The following is a 12648-nucleotide window of genomic DNA, read 5'->3' on the forward strand; positions in this document are numbered from 1 at the left end:
GAAGACGGACACTCAATGGAATAGGGTCTTCAACGCCCGAGGCGCTTCTCCTGTGTCGGCGGCTGCGCGCCGCCCGGCAGGACGGCGGCAGGCCAATGTCGATTGGCCCTAGCACTGGCCCTGGCCCTGGCCCTTTTCACTTCAGATCGGGATGGACGATGAACCAGGCGCGGGGCGAGGCGGCGGTGATGCTGGGCGGGGTGCGGCGCAGGGTCTGTCTGACCCTGGGGGCCCTGGCCGAGATCGAGACCGGGCTGGGCGTCGAGGGTCTGGCGGCGGCGGCCGAGCGGATGAAGACCCTGTCGGCGCGGGATCTGATGGTGGTCCTGGCGGCGGTGCTGCGCGGCGGGGGCGAGGCCCGGCCGGAGGTCGAGGCGGTCGATCCGCGCGAGGCGGCGCGGGCCGTGGCGGCGGCCTTTGAGGCGTCCTCCGGTCAAGCCGGAAGATGACGGGCGCGACGCCCTGGGGCGAGATGATGCGGGCGGCGATGCGGATGGGGATTGCGCCCGAGGCCTTCTGGCGGCTGTCGCTGAAGGAATGGCGGATGCTGACCGAGGCGCCGCGCGGGACGGCGCCGATGGGCCGGGCGGGCTTGGCGAAACTGATGGAGGACTGGCCCGATGACGGATGAGTTCGGACGGGACGGGATCGACGACCTGCCGCTAAAGGCGGCCGAGGCGGGGGCGGCGCTGGAGGCGCTGAAGGGGCCGGCTGAGGAGGCGGCGAACGCCATAGAGGCGGCCTTCGGCCGGGCGGGCGAAAGCCTGACCCGGTCGTTGGCGCGGGCGGCGGCGGACGGAGAGGTGTCCCTGTCGGAACTGGCCCAGGCGGTGCTGAAGGCGGTGAATGCGGCGGCCGGGTCCGGCGGATCGGGAAGCGGTCTGAGCGCGGCGATCCAGGCGGCGGCGTCCAGTTTCGGCGGGGCCAATTTCGGCGGTGCCAGGGCCGACGGCGGGCCGGTGCTGGGGGGCGGCGCCTATCTGGTCGGAGAACGGGGGCCGGAGGTGTTTCGCCCGAGCGTCGGCGGCGACATCGGGCCGACGACGGGCGGTGCTGTGACCGTCCATGTGGCGGTGGACGGCGGGGCCGAGGCCCTGCTGCGATCCGAGGCCCAGATCGCCCAGATGCTGGCGCGGGCGGTCAGCCTGGGGGCGCGGGGGAGATAGGGTTTTGAGTAGCGAGCGGCGAGGGGCGAGTGACGAGCGGCGATGCGGATGCGGCCTGTCTCGCCACCGACCACTCGCCACTCGTCACTGTCTTGCTATTCGCCCTTGGGGTTGGGGCCGAAGCGGTTGTCGCCCTTGTCGCCCTCGACCAGGCCGATCCACAGCAGGAAGGCGAGAGGAACCAGGCCCGCCAGGGCGAAGGCGCCGACGCCCGGGCCCATCAGGGCGAAGAAGGCGGCGGGATTGTCTTCGTAATAGTCGGGGCCCATGCCGCCGGCGAAGGCGGCGCCCATGACCATGACGAAGCCGATGATCGTGAAGACCGTCGCGGCGACCCAGGGAATGGCGACCAGCCAGCCGGTCTTGCCCATGTCGTGCAGGCGTTTCACCGAAATGGCCAGGTTCGGCCAGATCAGGGCCAGGGAGATCAGGGCGCCGATGATCGGCAGCCAGCCGGCGACGACGCCGACGCCCAGCAGGATCAGCCAGCCGATCCAGAAATGGCTGCGGCGGGTACGGCCCTCGAAGGACAGGAACAGTTTCTGCCAGTCGAAACCGGCGACGGTGGTGTCGGTCGAACTGGCGTAGCCGCCGGCGACGCCGACGGTGGAGGGGCCGCCCGCCAGGATCAGGATCTGGGTCGCCTCGCCATCCTCGGGCACGAAATCGACGCGGACGCCGGGGGCGGGGACGGCGGGGGACTGCAGGCCGGCGGCGCTGAAGCCGTAGCGGACGCCGTCGTCGCCGCTGATCAGGCCGGCGCCGGCCGTGGTGTCATAGCTGAGGATTTCGCCGCGCAAGTCTTCGCTCCCGTCTCGAGACGGCCCCCTCGGCCGTCGTTAGCCGAGCATGGACGAGCGGCGCCGTTCGGACAAGTGAAACAGGGGACAGGTTCGAATGAGCTTTCATGAGGTGCGCCTGCCCGCGCGGCTGGCTTTCGGCTCGACCGGCGGGGTGGAGCGGCGGACGGAGATCGCGACCCTGGCGTCCGGGTTCGAGCGGCGATCGACGCCCTGGGCCCTGGGGCGCAGGCGCTATCTGATCGGGGCGAACCTGAGATCGCTGGACGACATGGCCGCCCTGATCGCCTTCTTCGAGGCGCGGCGGGGGCGGCTGTACGGGTTCCGGTTCAAGGACTTCGCCGATTTCAAATCGTGCGCGCCCAGCGGGACGGTTTCGGCCGGGGATCAGGTTCTGGGCCTGGGCGACGGGGCGCGGACGGTGTTTCCGCTGATCAAGACCTACGGCGACGTCGAACGACCGATCCGGAAGCCGGTCGAGGGGTCGGTTCGGGTGGCGGTCGGTGGCGTGGAGACCCAGGGCCTTTCCGTCGATTGGACGACGGGGGCCGTGACCCTGGCGTCCGCGCCGGCGGCGGGGGTGACGGTGACGGGGGGCTTTCAATTCGACACGCCGGTGCGGTTCGACACCGACCGGATCGAGACGACCCTGGAGAGTTTCGAGGCGGGGCGGATGGCGGCGGTCCCGCTGATCGAGGTGAGGGTCTGAAGAGAGTGGCGAGTGGTCAGTGGCGAGTGGCGAGGCGGTTCGGGATGCGGGAGCGCCGAGACTTGATCGTCGGAACGAATGTTCGGCCCGCTTACTCGCCACTCGCCACTCGCCACTCGCCACCGACCACTGAGCGAAGGCGAAGATGAGACACATACCGGACGATCTGGCCGCCCGCATCGAAAGCGGGGCGGCGCGGCTTTGCCATGTCTGGCTGATGCGGCGCGTCGACGGGACGCGGGCGGGCTTCACCGACCATGACCGCGATCTGACGCTGGACGGGGTGGTCTGTCGGGCGGCGAGCGGCTGGACCGTCGGGGCGGCCGAGAGCGGGGTTGGGCTGGCGGCGGGGACGGCCTCGGCCTCGGGCGTGCTGGACGACGCCTCGATCCGCGAGGCCGATGTGGCGCAGGGCCGGCTGGACGGAGCGGCGGTGGAGCTGTGGCGCCTGGACTGGTCCGAGCTGGACTTGAGGGTGCGGCTGTGGTCGGGGACGATCACGCGGCTGAGGCGGCAGGACGGGGCCTTCGTCGCCGATCTGGAAGGGCCGCTGGCGAAGCTGGAGCGGGTGGTCGGGCGGACCTACGGCCGGCTGTGCGACGCGCGGCTGGGGGACGAGCGCTGCGGGGTCGCGGATGCGGCCGGGCGGACCTGCGACAAGCGGTGGGAGACCTGTGTCGGGACGTTTGGGAATGGGGTGAATTTTCGGGGCTTTCCGGACGTGCCGGGGGATGACTTCCTGACGGCCTGGCCGGCGCAGGGCGGCCGCCATGACGGCGGGAGCCGGCGGTGAGGGGCAAGGCGCGAAGCGACACGCCTGACGATGGGGGACGTTCTTGTGAGAGGAAGACTTCCCTCTCCGACCCTGGTTCGCTTCGCGAACGCCGGGCCACCTCTCCCGCAAGCGGGAGAGGGTCTGGGGCGGGAGACGTCGGCGCGCGGGTGGCTGTGGCGGCGCGGGCCTGGCTGGGGACGCCGTATCGGCATCAGGCCAGTGTGAAGGGCGTGGGGGCGGACTGTCTGGGTCTGGTGCGCGGGCTGTGGCGCGAGGTGGCGGGGGCGGAGCCGGAAGGCGTTCCGCCCTATTCGCCGGACTGGGCCGAGGCGGGCGGGCGCGAGCTTTTGCGGGAGGCGCTGGAGCGGTGGCTGAGGCCCGTCCCGCCGGCGGTCATGCGGCCGGGGGATGTGCTGCTGTTTCGCATGTCGCCGGGCGTGGCGGCCAAACACTGCGCCATTCTGAGCGACTGCGGCGGGCCGGAGCCGAGGATGATCCACGCCTATTGGGGACGGGCGGTGGTCGAGAGCTGGATGGGGATATGGTGGCGACGACGGCTGGTCGCGGCGTTTCGGTTTCCGGGGTGAGGCTTACAGACCTTCCCCCGCTTGCGGGGGAAGTGTCAGCGCGTCGAGCGGAGCGAGACGGCTGACGATGGGGGAAGTCTTCTTGCTCCAAAAAGACTCCCCTCTCTGACCCTGGATCGGCTGCGCCGATCGACGGGCCACCTCTCCCGCAAGCGGGAGAGGGTCTGGGGAGGGCCGCCCCCACCCCGTCGCTGTGCGACGACCCTCCCCCCGAGGGGAGGGAGGTTCTTTTTTGGAGGCGTAGATGGCGCAAGTCGTACTGAGCGCGGTGGGGCAGTCGGTCGGCGGGCCGGTCGGTCGGGTGATCGGGGCGACGATCGGGCGGGTGATCGACGATCGGGTGATCGGCTCCCTGTCGCCGGCGCGACAGCTGGGGCCGAGGCTGGACGGGCTGAAGATCCAGGGGACGGCCGAGGGGGCGCCGATGGCCTGCGTCTTCGGCCGGGCGCGGGTGACGGGTCAGGTGATCTGGGCCGCGCGGTTTCTGGAAGGCAAGGTCAAGGGACGGGCGGGCAAGGGCGGGGCCAAGACGGTCGACTACGCCTATTCGCTGAGCTTCGCCGTGGCCCTGTGCGAAGGCGAGATCGACGGGATCGGCCGGGTCTGGGCCGACGGACGGCTGATGGAGCTGAACGGCGTGGCGATGCGGGTGCATCGCGGCGGGGAGGACCAGAGGCCGGACCCGCTGATCGAGGCGGTGGAGCAGGATGCGCCGGCCTATCGCGGCGTGGCCTATGTGGTGTTCGAGGACCTGCCGTTGGGGCCGTTCGGGGACCGGGTTCCGCAGCTGAGTTTCGAGGTGTTCCGGCGGCCGCGCGGGGCGGGGCCGCGGCTAGAGGACCGGCTGGAGGGGGTGTGTCTGATCCCCGGCGCGGGGGAGTTCGCCCTGGCGACCGAGGCGGTGGTGCGGCGCGAGGGGCTGACGCGGACGACGGCGGAGAACGTCCATAACGGCGAGGGGCGGGCCGACCTGATCGTGTCGCTGGATCAGCTTCAGGCCCAGCTGCCGAATCTGAAACGGGTCAGCCTGGTGGTCGGCTGGTTCGGGGATGATCTGAGGGCCGGTCACTGTCGGGTGCGGCCGGGGGTGGAGCGGCGCGACAAGCCGACCGAGCCGATGATCTGGTCGGTGGCGGGGGTGGCGAGGCATGAGGCGCATCTGATCAGTCGCGTGCCGGGATCGGATGCTCCGGCCTATGGCGGGACGCCGTCAGACGAGAGCGTGCGCCAGGCGGTGACGGAGCTGAAGGCGCGGGGCCTGGAGGTGACGCTGTATCCCTTCGTCTTCATGGACTGTCCCGGCTATCCGTGGCGAGGGCGGGTGGCCGGGACGGACGGGGCGGGGGCGGCCGCCGAGATCGCGGCCCTGTTCGGCGGGCCGGAGGATTGGGGCCTGCGGCGGATGGCGCTGCACTACGCTGGAATCGCGGCCGAGGAAGGGGCGGACGGCCTCTTGATCGGATCGGAGATGCGGGGCGTGACCTGGACGCGCGATGCGGCGGGCGGCTTTCCGGCGGTGGAGCAGTTCCGCACCCTGGCGGCCGAGTGCCGGGCGGTGGTCGGGCCGGGGGTGAAGCTGTCCTACGCCGCCGACTGGAGCGAATATTTCGGACGGCAGGCGGGCGGGGACGTGCGGTTTCACCTCGACCCCCTGTGGGCCGATCCGAACATCGACCATGTGTCGATCGACTGGTACCCGCCCCTGACCGACTGGCGTGACGGGGACGGGGGGCTGGATGCGGCCCGGTTCGACGGGGCGGCGGACCCGGCCTATCTGGCGGCCGGCGTCGCGGGCGGCGAGGGGTTCGAATGGTATTACGCCAGCGCGGCCGACCGGGCGGCCCAGGTGCGCACGCCCATCTCGGACGGGGCGCACGGAGAGGACTGGCTGTTCCGGCCCAAGGATCTGAAGGGCTGGTGGTCGAACCTGCACTATGAGCGGCCGGGCGGGGTGCGGGCGGCGACGCCGACGGCCTGGCGGCCGGGGATGAAGCCGGTGCGGCTGACCGAGTTCGGCTGTGCGGCCGTGGATCGGGGCGGCAATGCGCCCAATCTGTTTCAGGACCCCAAGAGCGGCGAAAGCGCCCTGCCGCCCTTTTCCACCGGGGCGCGCGACGATGCAGTGCAGCGGGCGGCGCTGGAGGCGGTGCTGGGCCATTTCGCGGCGCCTGAGAACAATCCGGTTTCGGCCGTCTATGGCCGACCGATGCTGGAGGGGGCGGACGCCTGGTGCTGGGACGCCCGGCCCTATCCGGCCTTTCCGGCGCGGGCGGAGGTCTGGGCCGACGCCGGGGCGTGGCGGGCGGGTCACTGGCTGAACGGGCGGCTGGCGGGCGACGGCGCCGATCTGGTCGCCGCCGTCCTGGCGCGCGGCGGCCTGGCGGCGGATGAACGGATCATCGAAGGGGTGGAGGGGGCGGCGGCCGGCTATGTGATCGACCGACCGATGCGGACGCGCGACGCCCTGGAGCCGCTGCTGGCCGCCTTCGACGCCGTGGCGGCGGAGCGGGACGGGCGGGTCGCCGTCCTGGGACGGACGGCGAGCGGGACGGTGCTGAGCCGCGACGGCCTGGCCCTGCCCAAGGCAGGCGGGGCCGAGACGGCGACGCGACGGCTGGAGGCCCGACCCGGCGCGGCGCGGGTGCGTTTCGTCGATGAGACGGCGGACTATCAGACGGGGGCGGTGACTGCGCGGGTCGAGGACGGGCGGGCCGAGGACGGGCGGGCCGCGACCGGCGGCGGCGTCGATCTGGACCTGCCCCTGGTCTGCGGCGACGGCCTGGCGCGGGCTGTGGCGGAGCGGGCGCTGGAGGCGGAGCAGGCCGAGACGGTCGTCCTGACCCTGGGGCCGCTGGAGGCCCTGGCGGCCGAGCCTGGGGACGTGGTGCGGCTGGAGGGCCGCGACGGCGACTGGCGGGTGGCGCGCGTCGCGGCGGAGGAGACGCCGGCGATCACTCTGGAGCCGGTCGGCGCGCGAAGACTCTATGAGGATCAGGGGGGAGGAAGGGGCGGCGAGGGTCCGGCGACGACCGGGGCGCCCTTTCTGGCCCTGCTGGATCTGCCGCCGCTGATAGGGAGCGAGGACGACGCACGGCCGGTGGCGGCGGCGGCGGTGGAGCCGTGGCGGCCGATGCGGCTGCACGCCGGGCCGTCGGCCGGCGCCTTGACCGCGCGCGCCGATCTGGACGCGCCGACGCCCGTGGGAGTGCTGGTCGAGCCCTTGCGGCCGGGGGCGCCCGGGCGCTGGGACACGGTCAACACCCTGGTGGTGCGGGTCGAGGGGGCGGCGCCGCAGAGCGCGGCGGAGACGGCGGTGCTGGGCGGCGCCAACACACTGGCGATCCAGACGGCGGGGGGATGGGAGGTGGCGCAATACCGATCCGCGACCCTGATCGCCCCGGACGTCTGGCGGCTGACCGGCCTTTTGCGCGGCCAGCAGGGGACGGAGGCGGAGATGCAGGCGGGGGCCGCAACCGGGGCGGTGGTGGTGTTCCTGGAGCCGCGCCCGGCGCGGGCGGAGATCGGGCGCGCCGAACGGGGCCTGCCCCTGGTCTGTCGCGCCGGACCGGCGGGGGCGGCGCCGGGCGGGGCGGGGTTCCGCCAGGCAGGCTTCACCCTGCGGGGGCTTTACGACCGGCCGTGGTCGCCGGCGGGGTTGACGGTGCGGGTCTCGGCCGAGGGACGGCGGATCAGTTGGACGCCGCGCGTGCGGCTGTACGGCGACGGCTGGGACGGCGAGCCGACGCCGGTCGATCCGATGCGTTTTCGTCTCCGGGTGACGAACGGGGGCGCGGTGGTGCGGACGATGGAGGTCGATGGGGCGACGGCCCTTTACGCCGCAGCGGACGCGGCGGTGGACTTTCCCGGCGGGCCGCCCCCGACGGCGCGGATCGCCGTGGCCCAATGGGGCGAGGGGTTCGGCTGGGGCGCGGAGGCGGAAATCGGCTTAGAGCCTGATGGTTTCGGACGGAACCGCGCGGCGGTTCCGACAGAAGCGTGAATCAGGCTCTCGCTCTAATCTGGAGCCTGATTCACCGTTTCAGCGGAACCGCGAAGCGGTTCCTCCTCAACGGATCAGGCTCTGGCCTGAGCAAATATCCGGGTCCGGCCCTTTGCGGGGGCGGGGGCATGGCTTAACTGACGGCCTCTCAGGTGTTTTCAGTTGGAGCGGCAACGGACGTGGCAGGCGACCCCTATAAGGAACTGGGCGTTTCAAAGGGCGCGAGCGCGGACGAGATCAAGAAGGCGTTCCGCAAACTGGCCAAGGAACTGCACCCCGACAAGAACCCCGGCGACGCCAAGACCGAGGAACGGTTCAAACGGGTGACGGCGGCCTTCGACCTGTTGGGCGATCCGGAAAAGCGGGCCAAGTATGACGCGGGCCAGTTGGACGCCGACGGCAATGAACAGTATCGCGGCTTCGGCGGGGGCGGACGGCCGGGCGGCAATCCCTTCGGCCAGGGCGGCTTCTCCGGCGGCGGCGGACCGGGCGGTCGGGCCGACTTCGAAGGCATCGACCTGGACGATCTGTTCGGCATGTTCGGGGGCGCGGGCCGCCAGCGGGGTCCGCGCGACTTCACCGCGCGCGGCCAGGACGTGCGCGCCAGCCTGAACATCAGCCTGGAGGACGCCATTTCGGGGGCGACCCGGCGAATCCAGTTCTCCGACGGTCGAACCCTGGACGTGACCATTCCCAAGGGCGCGTCGGACGGCCAGACCATCCGCCTGCGCGGCCAGGGGGCGCCGGGGCGGGGCGCCGAGAACGGCGACGCCCTGATCGAGCTGAAGATCGAGCCGCACCCGATCTATAAGCGCGACGGGGCGGACCTGACGATGGACCTGCCGGTCTCGGTGCCCGATGCGGTTCTGGGGGCCAAGGTGCGGGCGCCGACGCCGGAAGGGGAGGTGCAGGTGACGATCGCGCCGGGCTCCAACTCGGGCAAGCTGTTGCGGCTGAAGGGACGGGGCGCCTTCGCCCAGGGGCGGCGCGGCGATCTGTTGGCCCGTATCGTCGTGACCCTGCCCGAGACGCCGGATGCGGCCCTGATCAAGTTCGCCGAAGACTGGCGGGCCAAGCGGCCCTATACGCCGGGGCGTTGAGCGGCGTTTGGGCCGGGTGACGCGCGGTCGCGCAAGGGGAAGAGACCATGATCGCAAAGCCTGATGTCAAACCGGCGCGGCCGTGGTTCTCGGCCGGACCGACGGCGAAACGGCCGGGCTACAGCCTGGGCGGCCTGCCGCAGGATCTGTTGGGCCGGGGCATCCGCGCGCCCGAGGTGGTGGAGCGGTTCGCCCACGGGCTGAGGCTGACCCGGGCGGTGCTGGAAGTGCCGGACAGCCATGTGCTGCTCTATACGCCGGGATCGGACACCGGGGCGGTCGAGGCGGCCCTGTGGGGCATGCTGGGGCAGCGGCCGGTGCAGGTGGTCGCCTTCGAGAATTTCGGCCTGACCTGGTTGGCGGACGTGCGCGATCATCTGGGGTTGGAGCCCGAGGCCCTGACGGCGCCCTGGGGCGAGCTGCCGGACCTGAGCCGGGCCGACTGGTCCAAGGATGTGGTCTTCCCTTGGAACGGCACGACCTCGGGCGTGCGCGTGCCGGACGCCGACTGGATCGCCGACGATCGCGAGGGGCTGGCGATCTGCGACGCCACCTCGGCCGCCTTCGCCATGCCCCTGCCGTTCGACAAGCTGGATGTGGTGACCTTCAGCTTCCAGAAGGCGCTGGGCGGCGAGGCGGGGATCGGGGTGATGGTTTTGTCGCCGCGGGCGGTGGCGCGGCTGGATTCCTATCGACCTGAACGACCCGTCCCGAAACTGCTGCGCCTGACCGACGGCAAGGGGTTCGATCGCGCCCTGGCCGACGGGGTGGCGATCAACACCTTCTCCATTTTGACCATCGAGGACTGGATCGACGCCTTGGAATGGGCGCAAGGGATCGGGGGCTTGAGCGAACTGATCCGGCGCACCGACGCCAACTTCGCCGCCCTGGCCGACTGGGTGGAGCGGACCGACTGGATCGCCTTCCTGCCCGAGAGGCCCGAGATCCGCTCGACCACCTCAGTCTGTCTGAAGTTCGTCGATCCGCGCGTGACCGGCCTGGACGAGGCGGGGCAGAAGGGCTTCGTCAAACGCTTCAAGGCCCTGCTGGAAGGCGAGGGCGCCGTGTTCGATATGGAGCCCCACAGGAACGCGCCGCCGGGCCTTCGGCTGTGGTGCGGCTGCACCGTCGAGACGGCCGATGTAGTGGCGGCGACGCCGTGGCTCGAATGGGCGTTCGAGACGGCGGTGGGGGAACTGTCGTAAAATACGACGGATCGGGACGACACCGGACGATTCCCCCGCTATAGGCTGCGCCCGCATTCAGACCGTCGCAATGCTGCGGCGCCTGCTGGTTTTGATGCGTTCTCCGACGAGGACGCGAGGCGGAGTACGGACTTTGGCGAACGTGGCGGTGGTCGGCGCCCAGTGGGGCGACGAGGGCAAGGGCAAGATCGTGGACTGGCTGTCCAACCGCGCCGACATGGTGGTGCGGTTCCAGGGCGGGCACAATGCGGGCCATACGCTGGTCGTGGACGGCAAGGTCTATAAGCTGGCGTTGCTGCCCTCGGGCGTGGTGCAGGGCAAGCCGTCGATCATCGGCAACGGGGTGGTCGTCGATCCGTGGCATCTGGTCGGCGAGATCGAGAAGATCGCAGCCCAGGGCGTTGCAATCAGCCCCGACATCCTGACCATCGCCGACAACGCCTGTCTGATCCTGCCCATCCATCCGGCCTTGGACGTGGCGCGCGAGGCGGCGGCCAGCGCGCCCGGGGCCAAGATCGGCACGACCGGGCGGGGCATCGGCCCGGCCTACGAGGACAAGGTGGGGCGACGGGCCATTCGGGTCTGCGACCTAGCCAACGCCGACGACCTGAAGGTCAAGATCGACCGGCTGCGCTCGCACCACGATCCGCTGCGCGCCGGTCTGGGCCTGGAGCCGATCGATCCGGAGGCGCTGTTGGCCCAACTGCTGGAGATCGCGCCCAAGATCCTGCCCTATGTGAAGCCGGCCTGGCGGGTGCTGGACCAGGCGCAGAAGGCGGGCAAGCGGGTGCTGTTCGAAGGGGCCCAGGGCGCGTTTCTGGACGTGGATCACGGCACCTATCCCTATGTGACCAGCTCCAACACGGTGGCGGGGCAGGCGGCGGCGGGGTCGGGCATCGGGCCTCGGGGCGTCGGCTATGTGCTGGGCATCGTCAAGGCCTATACGACCCGGGTCGGCGAAGGGCCCTTCGCCTGCGAACTGGACGACGCGGTCGGCCAGCATTTGGCGACGGTCGGACGCGAGGTCGGGGTCAACACCGGGCGGGCGCGGCGCTGCGGCTGGTTCGACGCGGTGCTGGTGCGCCAGTCGGTGGCGATCAACGGCATCGACGGCATCGCCCTGACCAAGCTGGACGTGCTGGACGGATTGAAGACGCTGAAGATCTGCGTCGGCTATCGGGTCAACGGCGAGGTGCTGGATTATCTGCCTAGCAGTCTGAAGGACCAGGCGGCGGCGGAGCCGGTGTTCGAGGAGCTGGAAGGCTGGAGCGAGAGCACCGGCGGGGTCCGCAGCTTCAAGGACATCAACGCCAACGCCATCAAATATGTGCGGCGGATCGAGGAGCTGATCGGCGCGCCGGTGGCCCTGCTGTCGACCAGCCCCGAGCGGGACGACACCATATTGATGCGCGATCCCTTCCAGGGCTGAGCAATTCAGCGAGTCTTAACGGCGGTCAGATAGGGTCGAGGAGTCAAACGGAGCCGACCCCTTGTTCACTGCGGACGCAAAGACCCTGAGCCGCATCGAGCCCACGGTGCGGCGCGTCGCCATCATCGAACCCAACGCCGCCTCTGCGCGTCTGATGTCGGACCTGATCAAGGGGTTGGGCGCGCGGGAAATCTATGTGGAGAGCGACGAGGAGCGGGCGGTGGAGCTGCTGCGCGACGTCGAGCCCGGCGTGATCTTCACCGAATACGCCGGCCCGACCCTGAGCGGGGAGCGGCTGGCGCGGCGGGTGCGGCGCTCCTCCATGGTCTGTCGCATGGCGCCGATCATCATGGTCACGAACGAGGCGACGGCGGCGGCCATCAAGGGGGCGCGCGACGCGGGCGTTCACGAGTTTCTGAGAAAACCCTATACGACCGGCGATCTGTTCAAACGGGTGGAGAACGTCGCCCTGAAGCCCCGCCCCTGGATCGAGGCGGTCGGCTATGTCGGGCCGGATCGTCGGCGCTTCAACTCGGGCGAATACGCCGGAGCGCCCAAGCGCCGCACCGATGCGTCGGCCAAGGGCGGGCTGGACATAAAGGATCAGGCGATGCGGATCCTCGTTGCGGCCATGGCCCAGTTCGACCAGGACCCGGCCCAGGCCACCCGCGCCATCCGCCAGCAGGCGCAGACGCTGAAGGCGGTGGCGATCAAGAGCGGCGACGCCCGGTTGGCGATCGCGGCGGGTGGGCTGGAGGCATTCATGGACGGCGGCGGCGTGACCAAGGCCGGTCTGGCCCAGCCGGTCGGGGCCATACTGGCCCTGACCCAGACGCCGGCGTCGAACGCGCCGGTCGCCAGGGCGTCCTGATACCCG

The 12648-nt window shown here is 71.0% G+C and carries 12 protein-coding genes; 11 read left to right on the forward strand and 1 reads right to left on the reverse strand.

Annotated elements, in window-relative coordinates:
* The first annotated feature begins 158 nt into the window (after positions 1 to 158).
* The 3 genes from BSP_RS06005 to BSP_RS06015 are packed head-to-tail and all read left to right on the forward strand — an operon-like array spanning position 159 to position 1166.
* Positions 159 to 449 carry a GTA-gp10 family protein gene (locus BSP_RS06005; RefSeq protein WP_054764900.1) on the forward strand — a complete coding sequence of 97 codons (291 nt, stop codon included), beginning with the start codon at positions 159 to 161 and terminating at the stop codon, positions 447 to 449.
* Entirely contained in the window at positions 446 to 631 is a 186-nt protein-coding gene (locus BSP_RS06010; RefSeq protein WP_054764901.1) for a phage tail assembly chaperone, read from the forward strand. Before BSP_RS06005 ends, BSP_RS06010 begins: the two co-directional genes overlap by 4 nt.
* Complete coding sequence (locus BSP_RS06015) at positions 621 to 1166, forward strand: phage tail tape measure protein (protein WP_152949633.1); 546 nt, start codon at positions 621 to 623, stop codon at positions 1164 to 1166. Before BSP_RS06010 ends, BSP_RS06015 begins: the two co-directional genes overlap by 11 nt.
* 95 nt (positions 1167 to 1261) lie before the next feature.
* On the opposite strand, the gene BSP_RS06020 is transcribed toward BSP_RS06015, so the two are convergent.
* Positions 1262 to 1966, reverse strand: a complete 705-nt coding sequence (locus BSP_RS06020; protein WP_054764903.1) for a DUF805 domain-containing protein — start codon at positions 1964 to 1966, stop codon at positions 1262 to 1264.
* A 97-nt stretch (positions 1967 to 2063) separates the two neighbouring features.
* Between BSP_RS06020 and BSP_RS06025 the strand changes: the two genes are divergently transcribed.
* From BSP_RS06025 to BSP_RS06060, 8 genes are all read left to right on the forward strand, one after another.
* Positions 2064 to 2675: a DUF2460 domain-containing protein gene (locus tag BSP_RS06025; protein ID WP_152949634.1), complete on the forward strand. Its 612-nt coding sequence runs from the start codon at positions 2064 to 2066 to the stop codon at positions 2673 to 2675.
* 145 nt (positions 2676 to 2820) lie between these two features.
* Positions 2821 to 3468 (forward strand): DUF2163 domain-containing protein, encoded by a 648-nt coding sequence (locus BSP_RS06030; RefSeq protein ID WP_152949635.1) that lies wholly within the window; start codon positions 2821 to 2823, stop codon positions 3466 to 3468.
* 149 nt (positions 3469 to 3617) lie between these two features.
* Entirely contained in the window at positions 3618 to 4037 is a 420-nt protein-coding gene (locus BSP_RS06035) for an NlpC/P60 family protein (RefSeq protein WP_152949636.1), read from the forward strand.
* A 244-nt stretch (positions 4038 to 4281) separates the two neighbouring features.
* Complete coding sequence (locus BSP_RS06040) at positions 4282 to 8037, forward strand: glycoside hydrolase/phage tail family protein (protein WP_152949637.1); 3756 nt, start codon at positions 4282 to 4284, stop codon at positions 8035 to 8037.
* Positions 8038 to 8216: 179 nt separating this feature from the next.
* Complete coding sequence (locus tag BSP_RS06045) at positions 8217 to 9137, forward strand: DnaJ C-terminal domain-containing protein (RefSeq protein ID WP_152949638.1); 921 nt, start codon at positions 8217 to 8219, stop codon at positions 9135 to 9137.
* 47 nt (positions 9138 to 9184) lie between these two features.
* Complete coding sequence (locus BSP_RS06050; protein ID WP_152949639.1) at positions 9185 to 10342, forward strand: phosphoserine transaminase; 1158 nt, start codon at positions 9185 to 9187, stop codon at positions 10340 to 10342.
* 133 nt (positions 10343 to 10475) lie between these two features.
* Positions 10476 to 11771 carry an adenylosuccinate synthase gene (locus BSP_RS06055; RefSeq protein ID WP_054764909.1) on the forward strand — a complete coding sequence of 432 codons (1296 nt, stop codon included), beginning with the start codon at positions 10476 to 10478 and terminating at the stop codon, positions 11769 to 11771.
* Between the two features lie 61 nt (positions 11772 to 11832).
* Positions 11833 to 12642, forward strand: a complete 810-nt coding sequence (locus BSP_RS06060) for a response regulator (RefSeq protein ID WP_054764910.1) — start codon at positions 11833 to 11835, stop codon at positions 12640 to 12642.
* Positions 12643 to 12648: the final 6 nt, after the last annotated feature.

The sequence above is a fragment of the Brevundimonas sp. Bb-A genome (assembly GCF_009394735.1).
Taxonomy (GTDB): domain Bacteria; phylum Pseudomonadota; class Alphaproteobacteria; order Caulobacterales; family Caulobacteraceae; genus Brevundimonas; species Brevundimonas aurantiaca.

What these genes read in the sequence shown, in the direction of transcription:
- BSP_RS06050 (WP_152949639.1), top strand. Translation starts at nt 9,185, where the DNA reads ATGATCGCAAAGCCTGATGTCAAACCGGCGCGGCCGTGGTTCTCGGCC.
- BSP_RS06010 (WP_054764901.1), top strand. Translation starts at nt 446, where the DNA reads ATGACGGGCGCGACGCCCTGGGGCGAGATGATGCGGGCGGCGATGCGG.
- BSP_RS06005 (WP_054764900.1), top strand. Translation starts at nt 159, where the DNA reads ATGAACCAGGCGCGGGGCGAGGCGGCGGTGATGCTGGGCGGGGTGCGG.
- BSP_RS06025 (WP_152949634.1), top strand. Translation starts at nt 2,064, where the DNA reads ATGAGCTTTCATGAGGTGCGCCTGCCCGCGCGGCTGGCTTTCGGCTCG.
- BSP_RS06030 (WP_152949635.1), top strand. Translation starts at nt 2,821, where the DNA reads ATGAGACACATACCGGACGATCTGGCCGCCCGCATCGAAAGCGGGGCG.
- BSP_RS06040 (WP_152949637.1), top strand. Translation starts at nt 4,282, where the DNA reads ATGGCGCAAGTCGTACTGAGCGCGGTGGGGCAGTCGGTCGGCGGGCCG.
- BSP_RS06015 (WP_152949633.1), top strand. Translation starts at nt 621, where the DNA reads ATGACGGATGAGTTCGGACGGGACGGGATCGACGACCTGCCGCTAAAG.